13 protein-coding genes are annotated in these 14,993 nt (G+C 71.7%); 8 read left to right on the top strand and 5 right to left on the bottom strand.

Annotated features, from left to right (window positions below):
* Nucleotides 1-963 carry a YihY/virulence factor BrkB family protein gene (locus tag ACIP4Y_RS19560; RefSeq protein ID WP_358647566.1) on the top strand — a complete coding sequence of 321 codons (963 nt, stop codon included), beginning with the start codon at nt 1-3 and terminating at the stop codon, nt 961-963.
* Between the two features lie 22 nt (nt 964-985).
* Here ACIP4Y_RS19560 and ACIP4Y_RS19555 read toward each other — a convergent pair whose 3' ends face one another.
* Entirely contained in the window at nt 986-1,480 is a 495-nt protein-coding gene (locus tag ACIP4Y_RS19555; protein ID WP_401394816.1) for a hemerythrin domain-containing protein, read from the bottom strand.
* Between the two features lie 134 nt (nt 1,481-1,614).
* Between ACIP4Y_RS19555 and ACIP4Y_RS19550 the strand changes: the two genes are divergently transcribed.
* The 4 genes from ACIP4Y_RS19550 (at nt 1,615) to ACIP4Y_RS19535 (ending at nt 7,649) form a co-directional block, all read left to right on the top strand.
* Nucleotides 1,615-4,773, top strand: a complete 3,159-nt coding sequence (locus tag ACIP4Y_RS19550; protein ID WP_401394813.1) for a sacsin N-terminal ATP-binding-like domain-containing protein — start codon at nt 1,615-1,617, stop codon at nt 4,771-4,773.
* Between the two features lie 111 nt (nt 4,774-4,884).
* On the top strand, nt 4,885-5,667 hold the full coding sequence (locus tag ACIP4Y_RS19545) for a calcium-binding protein (protein WP_401394810.1): 783 nt from the start codon (nt 4,885-4,887) through the stop codon (nt 5,665-5,667).
* Between the two features lie 41 nt (nt 5,668-5,708).
* Nucleotides 5,709-6,602, top strand: coding sequence for a hypothetical protein (locus ACIP4Y_RS19540; protein WP_401394807.1), 894 nt, complete (start codon nt 5,709-5,711; stop codon nt 6,600-6,602).
* 213 nt (nt 6,603-6,815) lie between these two features.
* Nucleotides 6,816-7,649, top strand: a complete 834-nt coding sequence (locus tag ACIP4Y_RS19535; RefSeq protein ID WP_358639328.1) for a hypothetical protein — start codon at nt 6,816-6,818, stop codon at nt 7,647-7,649.
* Nucleotides 7,650-7,652: 3 nt separating this feature from the next.
* On the opposite strand, the gene ACIP4Y_RS19530 is transcribed toward ACIP4Y_RS19535, so the two are convergent.
* Together ACIP4Y_RS19530 and ACIP4Y_RS19525 are read right to left on the bottom strand one after the other, a co-directional pair.
* On the bottom strand, nt 7,653-10,049 hold the full coding sequence (locus ACIP4Y_RS19530) for an HAD-IC family P-type ATPase (RefSeq protein WP_401394803.1): 2,397 nt from the start codon (nt 10,047-10,049) through the stop codon (nt 7,653-7,655).
* A gap of 81 nt (nt 10,050-10,130) precedes the next feature.
* A complete protein-coding gene (locus ACIP4Y_RS19525) occupies nt 10,131-10,397 on the bottom strand; it encodes a DUF2530 domain-containing protein (RefSeq protein WP_358639331.1) in 267 nt (88 codons plus the stop codon).
* A gap of 150 nt (nt 10,398-10,547) precedes the next feature.
* Between ACIP4Y_RS19525 and ACIP4Y_RS19520 the strand changes: the two genes are divergently transcribed.
* Nucleotides 10,548-11,999 carry an NCS2 family permease gene (locus ACIP4Y_RS19520; RefSeq protein ID WP_401394799.1) on the top strand — a complete coding sequence of 484 codons (1,452 nt, stop codon included), beginning with the start codon at nt 10,548-10,550 and terminating at the stop codon, nt 11,997-11,999.
* Between the two features lie 16 nt (nt 12,000-12,015).
* On the opposite strand, the gene ACIP4Y_RS19515 is transcribed toward ACIP4Y_RS19520, so the two are convergent.
* On the bottom strand, nt 12,016-12,198 hold the full coding sequence (locus tag ACIP4Y_RS19515) for a ribbon-helix-helix protein, CopG family (protein ID WP_189294974.1): 183 nt from the start codon (nt 12,196-12,198) through the stop codon (nt 12,016-12,018).
* Nucleotides 12,199-12,353: 155 nt separating this feature from the next.
* Here ACIP4Y_RS19515 and ACIP4Y_RS19510 point away from each other — a divergent pair, with 155 nt between their 5' ends.
* A complete protein-coding gene (locus ACIP4Y_RS19510; RefSeq protein WP_201833268.1) occupies nt 12,354-12,791 on the top strand; it encodes a MarR family winged helix-turn-helix transcriptional regulator in 438 nt (145 codons plus the stop codon).
* A 100-nt stretch (nt 12,792-12,891) separates the two neighbouring features.
* Entirely contained in the window at nt 12,892-14,163 is a 1,272-nt protein-coding gene (locus ACIP4Y_RS19505) for an MFS transporter (RefSeq protein WP_401394794.1), read from the top strand.
* A 292-nt stretch (nt 14,164-14,455) separates the two neighbouring features.
* On the opposite strand, the gene ACIP4Y_RS19500 is transcribed toward ACIP4Y_RS19505, so the two are convergent.
* Nucleotides 14,456-14,980 (bottom strand): GNAT family N-acetyltransferase, encoded by a 525-nt coding sequence (locus ACIP4Y_RS19500; RefSeq protein ID WP_401394791.1) that lies wholly within the window; start codon nt 14,978-14,980, stop codon nt 14,456-14,458.
* Nucleotides 14,981-14,993: the final 13 nt, after the last annotated feature.

Here is a 14,993-nt window from a genome sequence, read left to right as displayed (position 1 = left end):
ATGGGCACGGTGGTGCACGTCCCGCAGACCCGGGACATGATCGGCGACGAGCTCTCCGGCGACGAGGCCTTCACCGCGCTGCGGCGCTACGGGGGCCTGCGACTGCTGATCGACGCCTTCTCCCGGTTCCGCTACGCCGACGGCTTCACCAACGCCCGCGCCCTCGGCTTCCAGATCGTGCTGGGCATGGTGCCGTTCACCATCGCGCTCGTCGGCCTGGCCACGGCCGCGCACACGGAGAGCGTGGGGCGGATCATCGAGCTGACCCTGGGCCGGATCGTGCCGGGCGCCAGCGCCGACGTGATCCGGGAGGCGCTGCGCGGCACCCGCCGCACCGCCGGCTCCGACGCCTGGAGCACCCTCGCGCTGGGCCTGGGCCTGGTCTTCTCCGTCCTCAACCTGGCCTCGGCGATGGGCCAGGTGGAGCGGGGCGCCAACCGGATCTACGGCATCGAACGGGACCGGCCCTTCCCGCGGAAGTACGGCAGGGCCGTGCTGCTCGCCTTCGCCGCCGGGGTGCCCATGGTCCTGGGGTTCCTGGTCCTGGTCGCCGGCGAGGCCATGACCGCCGCGACGACCGAGGCCCTGGGCACCCCCCGGCCGCCGGCGTGGTGGGGCGCCCTGGAGGTGCCCGTGGGAACGGCCCTCGCCTGGATCGCCTCCGCCGTCATCTTCCGCTGGTCGCCGCGCCGGGACCAGCCCGGATACACCTGGCTGGCGTTCGGTTCCGCCGTCCACCTGGTGCTGTGGGTCACCGCGACCTGGCTGCTGACGCTCTACGTCTCCCGCAGCGGCTCCTTCGGCGCCGTGTACGGGCCGCTCACGGCCTTCGTGGCCCTGCTGCTCTGGGCCAACCTGACCGGGGTGGCCCTCTTCCTGGGCATCGCGTTCGCCGCGCAGCTGGAGGCGGCCCGGGCCGGACTGGGCCGTGCCGTGCAGCCGGACCCCGGGCCGGGCCCGTGAGAGCCCGGCACCGGTGCGCGGGTCAGGACGACTCCACGATGCGGCGGACGTTCTCGAGGGAGCCGCAGCCGGACTTCAGCTGACGCTCACGCTCCTCCCGGAACGCCGCGCCCAGCTCCTCGCGCCGCTGCATCGCCACGTTCTCGCGGGCACCGTTGAGGATGGTGCGCTCCTCCTCGTCGGCGTGGTGGGTGACGGCCTCCACCAGCGCCTCCAGCTTCTCGTCCCACTCCTCGGAGCCGACCTCCTCCACCTGGAGGAGTTCCAGGAGGGCCTTGTTGCCCTCGTCGTGCTCGTGCTCGCCGTGCTCGACCTCTTCGTCCTCGATGTTCTTGTACCGCTTGAGGGCGGGATACACCTTGGCCTCCTCGGCCAGCGCGTGCGCGATCAGCAGATCGGCGAACTCCTCCAGCGCGGCGGTCCGGTCCTCTTCCACGCTGCGCATCAGCCGGAACAGGTCCTCCATACGCCGGTGGTCCTGGAGGATCAGCTCGACTACGTCCTGTGTCTCGGGCATGGGAGGGCACCACTTTCGTGCGACGGCACCTTCGTGCCAACGGATGGTCACTACCGCATACCCTCCCCGTCCGCGTTGATTGCTTCCCGGCTCCGCGCTGTACCTTCGGTCTCACGTCGTAGAGGAGAGTCAACGTGAGCAAGTTCGTGCGGCCGGCGGCCGAGGGCGCCGACCCCTTCGGCACCGCCCGTCTGCGTCGCGGGGTGCTCGACGCCTGGGCGACCAGCCCCGCCCGTTTCCGGGAGGACGCCAACGCCGAGGAGGACCTGGTGCTCGGCGGGTACCGGGACCGGCTCGTCGTGGAGCTGGCCCAGAACGCCGCCGACGCCGCCGCCCGCGCCCGCGTGCCGGGCCGCCTGCGGCTCACCCTCCGCGACGGCGTCCTCGTGGCCGCGAACACCGGCGCCCCGCTCGACGCGGCCGGTGTCGAGTCGCTGTCCACGCTGCGGGCCTCCGCCAAGCGGGACGCCGAGGCGACCCACAGCGCCGTCGGCCGGTTCGGCGTCGGCTTCGCCGCCGTCCTCGCCGTGACCGAGGAACCGGCGATCGTGGGGCGGCACGGGGGTGTGCGCTGGTCGCTGGCCGAGGCCCGGGAACTGGCCTCCGACGTGGCCCGGCACAGCCCGGGGCTGGGGGACGAGGTGCGGCGCCGGGACGGGCACGTGCCCCTGCTCCGGTTGCCGTTCGCCGCCGAGGGCACCGCCCCGGAGCCGTACGACACCGCCGTCATCCTGCCGCTGCGCGACGCCGCCGCCGCCGATCTCGCCGAGCGGCTGCTCGCCGGCGTCGACGACGCCCTGCTGCTCGCCCTGCCGGGGCTGGCGGAGGTCGTCGTGGAGATCGACGGCGAGGCCCCCCGCACGCTCAGCCGGCGTACCGACGGTGCCTTCACGGTCGTGGAGGACTCCCGCGACGGCATCACCAACTGGCGTACCGCGTCCGCCCACGGGCCGCTCACCCCCGACCTCCTAGCCGACCGCCCCGTCGAGGAGCGACTGCGCCCGCACTGGTCGGTGACCTGGGCCGTCCCCGTCGACGCCTACGGCGCCCCGGCCCGCCCCCGTACCACCCCGGTCCTGCACGCCCCCACCCCGAGCGACGAACCGCTCGGCGTGCCCGCGCTGCTCATCGCCTCGTTCCCGCTGGACACCACCCGCCGGCACGCGGCCCCCGGCCCGCTCACCGACTTCCTGGTGCAGCGCGCGGCCGACGCCTACGCCGAACTGCTCGCCGCCTGGCGGCCGGTGGGCGAGGGGATCATCGACCTCGTGCCCGGGCCGCTGGGCAAGGCGGAGCTGGACGGTGCCCTGCGGCAGGCCGTGCTGGAGCGGCTGCCGCGCACCGCCTTCCTGCCGCCGGCCGTCGAGGGCAAGGGCGACGACGAGCTGCCGGAGGCCCTGCGGCCCCGGGACGCCGAGGTCGTGGAGGGCGCCGGGGCCGGCACCGTGCGGGTGCTCGCCGAGGTGCTGCCCACCCTGCTCCCGGCCGGGCTGGAGCGGCGTGTGGAGCTGCGCACCCTCGGGGTCGCCCGGCTGCCCCTCGCCGACGCCGTCGACCGGCTCGCCGGGCTGGAGAAGGAGCCGGAGTGGTGGTGGCGGCTGTACGACAGCCTCGCCGGGGTCGATCCGGAGCGGTTGTCCGGGCTGCCCGTGCCGCTCGCTGGGGGCACCTCCCAGGCTTTCGGCTCTGGGGGAGGCCGGACCACCATCGGGCCCCGGCAGGTGCTGCTGCCCGCGCCGGACGCCGCCCGCATCGACCCGGACCTGCTGGGCCGGCTCGGGCTGAAGGTGGCCCACGCGGACGCCGCGCACCCGCTGCTGGAGAAGCTCGGCGCGCTGCCCGCGACCCCGCGCGCGGTGCTGACGACCCCGCAGGTGCGGGCCGCCGTGGCGAACTCGCTGGAGGACGACGGCGGCCTCGCCTGGGAGGAGGACGCGCCGGACGCCGAGGAACTGGCCGACACGGTGCTCGGGCTCGTACGGGACGCCGGCCTGGAGCCGGGGGAGGAGCCCTGGCTGGGCGCGCTCGCGCTGCCCGACGAGGACGGGGAACTCGCCCCCGCCGGTGAGCTGGTGTTCCCCGGCAGCCCCTTCGCCCGGGTCATCCGGGAGGGTGAACTCGCCGCCGTGGACGCCGAGCTGGCGGAGAAGTGGGGCGAGCAGCCGCTCGCCGCGTGCGGGGTGCTCGCCGACTTCGCGCTGGTCCGCGCCACCGACGTCGTCCTCGACCCGGACGAGCTGGAGCCCCGGGACGGCGACTACGCCGAACCCGACGACGCCGGCCTGCTGGACGCCGTCGACGTGTGGTGCGAGGACATCCTCGACCGGTTCCCGGACAGCCCGGTGCCGCCGGTCGCCACCGAACTCGTCGCCGTCCGCGACCTGGACCTGGTGGACGACGACCACTGGCCCGAGGCGCTCGCCCTGCTGGCCCGGCCGCCGCTGCGCGACGCCCTCACCCAGCCCGTGCGGATCCTGCTCCCGGACGGCACCCACGAGGTCGTACGGCCGTACACCGCGTGGTGGCTGCGCGGGCACCCGGTGCTCGACGGGCGGCGCCCGGCCGGGCTGCTCGCCGCCGGCGGCGACCCGCTGCTGCGCGGCCTGTACGACGAGGCCGACGCCACCGGGTTCGAGGACGAGCAGGTGCTGCGGGCGCTCGGTGTGCGTACCTCGGTCGGCGCGCTGCTGGACGAGCCCGGCGGGGCCGCCGAGCTGCTGGACCGTCTCGCCGACCCCGACCGCCCGGTGACGTCCGCCCAACTGCACGGGCTGTACAGCGCGTTGGCGGAACTGGATCCCGAGCAGGTGACCCTGCCGGACGAGCTGCGGGCCGTGGTCGACGGACGCGTGGAGGTGGTGGACGCGGGAGCGGCGGTCGTGGTCGACTCGCCGGATCTGCTGCCGTTCACCTCCGGTGTGCCGCTGCTGCCGGTCCGGCCCGCGCGGGCCGCCGAGCTGGCCGAGCTGTTCCAGGTGCGGCGGCTGAGCGAGTCCGTCACCGGCGAGGTGCACTCCGAGGGGACCGAGCACGACGTACCGGACGCGGTGCGGGTGCTGCTCGGACCGCGGACGCCGCAGACGTACGTCGAGCACGAGGAACTGGTCGTGGACGGCGTGGAGATCGACTGGCGGCTGACCGACGACGGGGTGCTGCACGCGGCCACCCTGGAGGGGGTCGCCGCCGGGCTGGCCTGGGCGGCGGGGCAGTGGCCGCGCCGGTTCGAGGTGGCCGCCCTGCTGGAGGACCCGTCGCGGACGGAGGAGCTGGCCCGGGACCGCTGGTTCGACTGAGGTGACGTTCCGTACGGCCGGAGAAAAAGTGAAGATCTCGTACAACCTCTGGTGCGTGGTGTTGATCTGATCATGCGGTAACCAGCTTCATGATCACGGGGAGACACACTCATGCGTATGCGAGCCGCAGGCACGGCCGTCCTCGGCGCCCTGGCGCTGTCCGTTCTGGCCGTTCCGGCCGCGCACGCGGCGGACGCCCACCGCGGCGACACGAAGATCTCGAACGTCGTGGTCAACGGCGGCAAGCCCGTCGTGGTCGGCGCGACCGGGAGCAAGACCATCACGGTCTCCTTCACCGCCACCGACGACTCCGGCATCTCCTGGGCCCAGGCGATCCTTTACCACGGCAAGGACATCGAGCACTCCGACAGCGGTGCCGTCGCCAACACCGCCGACAAGCGCTCCGTCTGCACCAAGGTCAGCGCCACCGAGGCGAACTGCAAGGCGACGTACACGCTGGCGGCCCGGAAGAACCTCATCAACGAGGTGGCCGGCAGCTGGAAGGTCTGGGCGATCGCCCAGGGCGAGGACAGCAACTACGTCAAGAAGGAGAACGCCAAGACCTTCCAGGCGCAGCGGCTGGCCAAGCTGACGGCCGACGCCTCTCCCGAGCCGGTGGCGAAGGGTAAGACCCTCACCGTCACGGGCGGGCTGACCCGCGCCAACTGGAACGGCGGCACGTACTCCGGCTACACCGGACAGTCCGTCAAGCTTCAGTTCCGCAAGAGCGGCTCGAACACCTACACCACGCTGAAGACCGTCAAGACGGACTCCAAGGGCCGCCTCAAGACCACGGTCAAGGCCACCGCCGACGGCTACTACCGCTTCTCCTTCGCGGGCACCTCGACCACCTCCGCGGTCAGCGCCGCCGGTGACTACGTCGACGTGAAGTAGGCGGCAGCAACTCCGGCACCACCACCATTCAAGGACACCACATGCGTCTTCGTGCCACCGTGGCCGCCGCCTCCGGCGCCCTGGCCCTCTCCGCCTTCGTCGTGCCGGCCGCGCAGGCCGCCGACGGCGGTGCGTCCGCCCACCCCGCGGACCTCGCCAAGGTCCTCGTGCAGCACGCCGCGTCCGGCAAGGCCGGCGTCGCCGCCTCCCCGGCGGAGGGCGACCTGGACGTCACCTTCTCCAACTTCAAGATCGCCAAGGCGATCAAGGTCGGGACCACCTACAAGGTCTCCGTCCCGGTCAGCTACACCCTGACCCACGGCGCCGACGTCGACATCGAGGCGGACGGCTTCCTCAGCGTTCCGCTCATCTACCACGGCTCGTCCGTCACCCCGGACAACGCCGCCGGCGGCGACGAGCCCGGCAGCTGCGTGGCCACCTCGGCCACGACCGCCAGCTGCAAGGGCACGATCGTCCTCGACCCGCGGGAGACCGACGCGGACATGAGGCTGCGCAACGCGCAGGCCGGGACCTGGCACGGTGCGGGCGTCGCGCTCGACATGGACTCCGAGAAGGAGGTCGTGCAGGTCGACGGCCTCGGCACCACGCTGGTCCAGCGCAACTCCACGCTGACGGTCAACGCCGCCCCGGAGCCGGTGAGGAAGGGCAAGACCCTCACCGTCACGGGCAAGCTCTCCCGCGCCAACTGGGAGGACCACAAGTACCACGGCTACACCGGCCAGTCCGTGAAGCTCCAGTTCCGCAAGAAGGGCTCCAGCACCTACACCACGCTGAAGACCGTCAAGTCGGACTCCACGGGCGCCCTGAAGACGACGACCAAGGCCACGGTCGACGGCTACTACCGCTTCTCCTTCGCGGGCACCACGACCACCCCGGCGGTCAGCGCCGCCGGTGACTTCGTCGACGTGAAGTAAGCAGCCGTGCAGTAAGCAGCACCGGGCCGGCCCCGGGAGCGCATTCCGCTCCCGGGGCCGGAACGTTTCTTCCCACGTGTGCCATGCACGGGTAATCGTCGGCCAAAATCCGGCCGGGAAGTGGTCTTGCGGTACAACCTTCCGTGTGCCTCGCGGATCTGATCACGTGAGTCGACCGACTCCACGATCACTTCTCCCTCCAGGGGAACGCACATGCGCATACGTGCCACCGTGGCCGCCGTCTCCGGCGCCCTGGCCCTCTCCGCCCTCGCAGTCCCGGCCGCACACGCCACCGGCGACTCGGGCACCCCGTACACGCTGAACGTCAGCTTCTCGAACGTCACGATCGCCAAGGCGATCAAGGTCGGCACCACCAACGAGGTCAGCGTCAGCTACTCGTACACGCTGACGCACGGTGCCGACGTGAACATCGCCGCCGCCGACTTCTACAGCGACGCCTTCCTCTACAAGGGCTCGTACGACGACTCGGCCGCCGAGCTGTACGGCGACAACCCGGCGACCTGCACCGCCACCTCGGCGACCACGGCCACCTGCAAGGGCACCGTCGACATCTACCCGGCCGACGGGGACCTGAAGAACGCCTGGGCCGGTTCCTGGGGCGTGGCCGCCGAGGCGGTCGCCTTCAACGGCCAGAACCAGGACAACCCCGCCGACATGAGCAAGGTCGGCTACAAGGACCAGAGCGGCCTCGGCAGCACCCTGGTGCAGCGCTACTCCAAGCTCACGGTCAACGCCGGCCCCGAGCCGGTCGGCAAGGGCAGGACCCTCACGGTGACCGGCAAGCTGACCCGCGCCAACTGGGAGGACCACCAGTACCACGGCTACGCGAGCCAGCCGGTCAAGCTCCAGTTCCGCAAGGCGGGCACGAGCACCTACACCACCGTCAAGACGGTGAACACCGACACGTACGGCAACCTGAAGACCACCACCACCGCGAACTACGACGGCTACTGGCGCTTCTCCTTCGCGGGCACCTCGACCACCCCGGCGGTCAGCGCCGCGGGTGACTACGTCGACGTGCAGTAGGGCCTAGACCGGGAAGCGGCGGTCGACCCACCTCCACAGGTACTCCAGGACGGCCGCCGCCGCCACCGCCACGCCGACCGCCGTCCACGGCATCGCGACCCCCACCAGCCGCAGGGCGAAGAAGCCCTGCAGGGCGGGGATCACGAGGACGAGCAGGAAGGCCACGGCCATCGCGGCCACCAGGGCCACCCGCCACCAGGTGTAGGGGCGGGCGATGATCGCCAGCACCCACATGGAGATCAGGAACAGGGTCAGGGTGGCCGCGCTCGTCTCCGCCTCCAGTGCACCGGGACCGGTGTAGTGGTGGCGGGCGAGCAGATACGTGACGAAGGTCGCGAGGCCCGCCAGCACGCCCCCGGGGAGCGAGTACCGCATCACCCGGCGGACGAAGTGCGGTCTGGCCCGCTCCGTGTTCGGCGCGAGAGCCAGGAAGAAGGCCGGGACGCCGATCGTGAGGGTGGAGAGCATGGTCAGGTGCCGGGGCAGGAAGGGGTACTCCACCTGCCAGCACACCACCAGCACCGCCAGCAGCACCGAGTACACCGTCTTCACCAGGAACAGCGTCGCCACCCGCGTGATGTTGCCGATCACCCGGCGGCCCTCGGCGACCACCGAGGGCAACGCCGCGAAGCTGTTGTCCAGCAGCACGATCTGCGCCACCGCCCGGGTGGCCTCCGAACCGGAGCCCATGGCGACGCCGATGTCCGCGTCCTTCAGGGCGAGGACGTCGTTCACCCCGTCCCCGGTCATCGCGACCGTGTGCCCGCGCGACTGGAGCGCGCCGACCATGTCCCGCTTCTGCTGCGGGGTGACCCGCCCGAAGACGGTGCCCCCGTCGAGGGCCCGCGCCAGCGCCGGCCCGTCGGCGGGCAGCCGCCGCGCGTCCACCGCCGTACCGTCCAGGCCCAGCTTCCCGGCGACCGTGCCGACCGACACCGCGTTGTCACCGGAGATGACCTTGGCCCGGACGTCCTCCTCGGCGAAGTAGCGCAGGGTGTCGGAGGCGTCGGGCCGCAGCCGCTGCTCCAGGACGACCAGGGCGGTGGGGCGGGCGCCCCGGGCCGGCTCGGAGTCGTCCAGGTCGCGGTGCGCGCGGGCCAGCAGCAGCACGCGCAGCCCCTGCTCGTTCAGCTGCTCGGTCTCGGCCAGGGCGGGGTCGCCGGGGGCGAGCAGGACGTCGGGGGCGCCCAGCAGCCAGGTGCTGGTCTCGCCGTCGCCCTCGCTGAACGCGGCCCCGCTGTAACCGCGGGCGGAGGAGAACGGGAGCGACTCGACGCAGCGCCAGTCCTCGCTGTCCGGATAGGCGTCGATGATCGCCTGGAGGGAGGCGTTGGGGCGCGGGTCGGACTCGCCGAGCGCGCCGAGCACCTTGCGGAGGTACGACTCGTCGGCCCCGTCCAGCGGCCGCAGCTCGCTGACGTCCATGCCGCCCTCGGTCAGCGTGCCGGTCTTGTCCAGGCAGACGGTGTCGACGCGGGCCAGGCCCTCGATGGCGGGCAGCTCCTGCACCAGGCACTGCTTGCGGCCGAGCCGGATGACACCGACCGCGAAGGCGACGGAGGTGAGCAGCACCAGCCCCTCGGGGACCATCGGCACGATCCCGCCGACCGTGCGGGCCACGGCGTCCTTCAGGTCGTCGTTCTTGACGACGAGCTGGGTGATGACGAGTCCGACGGCCGCCGGGACCATCATCCAGGTGACGTACTTGAGGATGGCGGAGATGCCGGTGCGCAGCTCGGAGTGGACGAGCGTGAAGCGGGAGGCCTCCTCGGCGAGCCGGGCGGCGTAGGCCTCGCGGCCGACCTTGGTGGCCGTGAAGGCGCCGCCGCCCGCGACCACGAAGCTGCCGGACATCACCTGGTCGCCGGGGCGTTTGACGACGGGGTCGGCCTCGCCGGTGAGCAGCGACTCGTCGATCTCCAGCCCGTCCGCCTCCGCGCACACCCCGTCGACGACGATCCTGTCCCCGGACCCGATCTCCAGGAGGTCGTCCAGGACGATCTCATGGGTGGCCACCTCGGTCGCCACCCCGTCCCGGCGGACCGTCGGCCGGGCCTCCCCGATCACCGCGAGCGCGTCCAGGGTCTGTTTGGCCCGCCACTCCTGGACGATGCCGATACCGGTGTTGGCGAGGATCACGAAACCGAAGAGGCTGTCCTGGACCGGTGCGACGAACAGCATGACCAGCCAGAGCACGCCGATGACCGCGTTGAACCGGGTGAAGACGTTCGCCCGGACGATCTGCGCCAGCGACCGGCTGCTGCGCACGGGCACGTCGTTGACCTGGCCGCGCGAGCGCCGCTCCGCCACTTCCGCGCCGGTCAGCCCCAACGGCCGGCTCACCGGCAGGGCCACGGGGTGGACGGGGTCCAGTTCGGCGCCCGCCTCTCTATGGCTCATGCAGTCGACGTTACGTGCGATTCCGCCCACCCGCCCACCCGCCCACCGGCTCGCCCGGCGACAGCGCGCGTTCGGGGGCGGCTATTCGGCCGGTGTCGCCTTCACAGCCGCCGACCGCTTGATCGCCGCGTCCCGCTTGCGCACGTACCAGACGCCGATCAGCCCCAGCCCGCCCCCGGCCAGGCACGTCCACAGCCACCACAGATGTCCGTGGTCCTCGAACCAGCCGTAGAAGGGGAGCTGGACCAGGAAGAGGACGAACCACACGATCGTGCCGCCGGTGATCGTGGCGACCACGGGCCCCTCCAGGGGCTCCGGCGCCTCGTGCTTGGGGGTCCACTTAGCCATGGGCACAGCTTATGTGCCGCCGCTGTCTACGCGCGGAGATAGCGATCTCCGCCTCATACCTTCATACTGAAACCGTTTGTCTTTGACCGCTTCTGATCGTAGGAAACTCCAACGGGGCTCGGGGGAACCTCGCTGGGGATGAGGTCCTCCATGCCCACCTCGGCTCCCGCCAAGGTCCCCACCCCCGAAAAGCCGGGGGGCGCGCCGGGTTACGGCGCCCTCGACCGCTTCTTCAAGATCTCCGAGCGCGGCAGCAGCATCGCCCGTGAGGTCCGCGGAGGTTTCGCCACCTTCTTCGCGATGGCGTACATCATCGTGCTGAACCCGATCATCCTCGGCAGCGCGAAGGACATGTACGGGCACCACCTGGACAACGGCCAGCTGGTGACGGCCACCGCGCTGACGGCCGCCTTCAGCACGCTGCTGATGGGTGTCATCGGCAACGTGCCGATCGCGCTCGCCGCCGGCCTCGGTGTGAACTCCGTCGTCGCGCTCCAGCTCGCGCCGCGCATGTCCTGGCCGGACGCCATGGGCATGGTCGTCCTCGCCGGTTTCGTGGTCATGCTGCTGGTCGCCACCGGCCTGCGCGAGCGCGTGATGAACGCCGTGCCGTTCGGCCTGCGCAAGGCGATCTCGATCGGTATCGGCCTGTTCATCATGCTGATCGGCCTGGTCGACTCCGGCTTCGTCACCCGGATGCCGGACGCCGCCCAGACCACCGTCCCGGTCCAGCTGGGCACCGGCGGTCACCTCACCGGCTGGCCGGTGCTGATCTTCATCCTCGGCGCGCTGCTCACCTTCGCCCTGATCGTCCGCAAGGTGCCGGGCGCGATCCTCATCTCCATCGTCGGCATGACCGTCCTCGCCGTGATCATCAACGCGGTCGCGACGATCCCCTCCTGGGGCCTGACCGTCCCGAAGTGGCCGGGCAACCCGGTCGCCAGCCCCGACTTCGGCCTGGTCGGCCAGGTCAGCCTGTTCGGCGGCTTCTCCAAGGTCGGCGTGCTGACCGGCATCCTGTTCGTCTTCACCGTTCTGCTGTCGTGCTTCTTCGACGCGATGGGCACGATCATGGGCATCAGCGACGAGGCCAAGCTGACCGACGCCGAGGGCTACATGCCGGGCATCAACAAGGTCCTCTTCGTCGACGGCCTCGCGGTCGCGGCGGGCGGTGCCAGCTCCTCCTCGGCCACCACCGCCTTCGTGGAGTCCACGGCCGGCGTCGGCGAGGGCGCCCGGACCGGCCTCGCGAACGTCGTCACCGGCGGCCTCTTCGCCGTGGCGCTGTTCCTCACCCCGGTCGCCACGATGGTCCCGTCCCAGGCGGCCACCCCGGCGCTGGTCGCGGTCGGCTTCCTGATCCTGTCGAACTCCGTCAAGGAGATCGACTGGGCGGACTACACCATCGCGGTCCCGGCCTTCGTGACGATGCTGATGATGCCGTTCACCTACTCGATCACGAACGGCATCGGCATGGGCTTCATCACCTTCACGCTGCTGCGCCTGGCCGCCGGCCGGGGCCGGGAGATCCCGGTGCCGATGTACGTGGTCTCGGCCGTCTTCGCCTTCTACTACCTGATGCCGGCCCTGGGCCTCACCTGAGCCCGCGCGGGAGCCGTCAGGTGACCCCGTAGAACCTCTCCGTCTCCTCGACGGCGGTCTGGAACCGCTGGTCGAAGTCATCCCGAATGAGCGTCCGGACGACATAGTCCTGGACGCTCATTCCTCTTTTCGCCGCGTGGTGCCGGAGCCGCTCGAGCAGCTCCCCGTCTATCCGCAGGCTGAGCACACTGGTCCCCATGCGTACGAGGGTCGCCACAGCAGGCCGTCCGATGCGTCACTTTCCGGAACCGGCTCACTCATACGGGTGATCGGAAGGTTCAGTGGCGGGGGTCACGGGCAACGCGGGCGCGCGCGACTGGTCTTTAGCGAGAGTAATGAGTTACGCTAAAGAACATGCCGGACCTTTCCCATGGCGACGACGCTGCCGCCGTGAACGCCCTCCGCTCCGCCGTGATGCGGCTGTCCCGTCGGCTCAAGCACCAGCGGGTCGACGAGTCGCTGAGCCCCACCGAGATGTCGGTGCTCGGCACCCTCGCCCGCTGCGGCAGCGCCACCCCGGGCGAACTCGCCCGCAAGGAGCACGTCCAGCCGCCGTCGATGACCCGCATCGTCGCGCTGCTCGAAGCCAAGGGCCTGGTCCGGCTGGAGCCGCACCCCGAGGACCGGCGCCAGAAGGTCGTCACCCAGACCGAGCAGGCCGAGGCCATGCTGGAGGAGAGCCGCCGCAAGCGGAACGCCTTCCTGGCCGGCCTGGTCGAGGGCCTCGACGAGGACGAGTGGGCCGCCCTGCGCGCCGCCGCCCCCGTACTGGAGAAGCTCGCACACCTGTAAGCACCACCGAAGGAGGCGAACCCTTTTGAGTACGGGACCCGGAACACCTTCCGCCCCCGCACCGACCACTATCACCCCTGCTGTTTCCCGCAGGTCCTCGATGTTCAGCTCGCTGAAGATCCGGAACTACCGCCTCTTCTTCCTCGGCCAGGTCGTCAGCAACACGGGGACCTGGATGCAGCGCATCGCACAGGACTGGCTGGTCCTCAGCCTCACGGGTTCCTCCGCGGCCGTCGGCATCACGACGGCCCTGCAGTTCCTGCCGATGCTGCTGTTCGGCCTGTACGGCGGCGTCCTCGTGGACCGCCTGCCCAAGCGGCCCACCCTGCTGGTCACCCAGGCCTCGATGGCCGTCACCGGCCTCGCGCTCGCCGCGCTGACCCTCTCCGGCCAGGTCCAGGTCTGGCACGTCTACGTCGCCGCGTTCGCCGTCGGCCTCGCCACGGTGGTCGACAACCCGGCCCGGCAGTCCTTCGTCTCCGAGATGGTCGGCCCCGAGCAGCTGCAGAACGCGGTCAGCCTGAACTCGGCGAACTTCCAGTCGGCCCGGCTGGTCGGCCCCGCCGTCGCCGGCCTCATGATCACCGGGGTGGGCACCGGCTGGGCGTTCCTCGCGAACGGCCTGTCCTTCGCCGCGCCGATCACCGGCCTGCTGCTGATGCGCGCCCGCGAGCTGCACGTGGCCGAGCGCGCGCCGCGCGGCAAGGGCCAGCTGCGGGAGGGCCTGCGCTATGTCGCGAAGCGGCCGGAGCTGATCTGGCCGATCGTCCTGGTCGGCTTCATCGGCACCTTCGGCTTCAACTTCCCGGTGTGGCTGTCCGCCTACGCCGACGACGTCTTCGACGCCGGTGCCGGCACCTACAGCCTCTTCAACACCCTGATGGCCGTCGGCTCCCTGGTCGGCGCCCTGCTGGCCGCCCGGCGCGGCACGGCCCGGCTGCGCGTCCTGATCGCCGCCGCGCTGGCCTTCGGCGCGCTGGAGACCGTGGCCGCGGCGGCACCCTCGTACTGGTTGTTCGCGCTGCTCATGATCCCGATCGGGGTCTTCGGCCTGACGGTCAACGTCACCGCGAACACGGCCGTGCAGATGGCCACCGACCCGGCCATGCGCGGCCGGGTGATGGCCCTGTTCATGATGGTGTTCATGGGCGGTACGCCGCTGGGCGCGCCCGTGGTCGGCTGGGTCACCGACACCTACGGCGCCCGGGTCGGCTTCGCGGCCGGCGGTGTGGTGTCGGCCGCGGCGGCCGCCGCGATCGGCCTGGTCCTGGCCCGTGTCGGCGGTCTGCGTCTGTCGGTGGGCTGGTACCACGGTCACCCGCGGGTGCGCTTCGTGCCGCGCGAGCGGGAACGGCTGGCGACGGCCGCGTAGGGGTCACGGCGGGGCTGGAGGGTGTCTGGTCGGCCGCCGCGATCCCGTGTCGGCGGTTTGCGTCTGTCGGTGGGCTGGTACCAGGGCCACCCGCGGGTGCGCTTCGTGCCGCGCGAGCGGGAACGGCTGGCGACGGCCGCGTAGGCGTCACGGCCGGGCTGGAGGGTGTCTGGTCGGCCGCCGCGATCCCGTGTCGGCGGTCTGCGTCTGTCGGTGGGCTGGTACCACGGTCACCCGCGGGTGCGCTTCGTGCCGCGCGAGCGGACGGCCGCGCAGGTGCCCCGGAGGGGGCCTAGGCGACCCGCCGGGCCAGCACCTGCCCCGGCCAGTCGTTCGGGCCGTGGGTGTAGGTGTGCGTCGGGGTGAAGCCGTTGGCCTCGTAGTAGGCGACGAGCCTGCGGTCGCCGCCCGCGTAGCAGTCCACGCGCAGCAGCCCCACGCCGGCCCGCCGGGTCACCTCGGCGGCGTGCGCGAGCAGGGCGCTGCCCGCGCCCTGCCCCTTGAAGCGGCGGTCGGAGGCGAGCCAGTGGATGTACCGCTCGGGCTCGCCGGGCGGCGGCAGGTAGGACAGGTAGGAGCCGGGCGCGTCGGTGAGGGTGAGGGTGGCCGCCGGGACGCCGTCCACCTCGGCGATGTACGTCGTGCCCTCGTCCATGGCCCGCACGACCGCCTGCACCGTCTTCTCGTGCTGCGACAGCGGCTCGGTGCCCCACTGCACGGTCCGTCCCTGTGAGACCAGCCACTCCACACTGCTGTCGAGCATGCCGAGTATCGCCGGCAGGTCGTCCGGGCCGCCTTCTCGAATGGTGATCGCCATGGCCCCATCATCC

It is taken from the genome of Streptomyces sp. NPDC088810, from assembly GCF_044750305.1.
GTDB lineage: Bacteria > Actinomycetota > Actinomycetes > Streptomycetales > Streptomycetaceae > Streptomyces.
The sequence above is the reverse complement of the archived record's forward strand: the minus strand, read 5'-3'. Positions and strand labels throughout refer to the sequence as shown.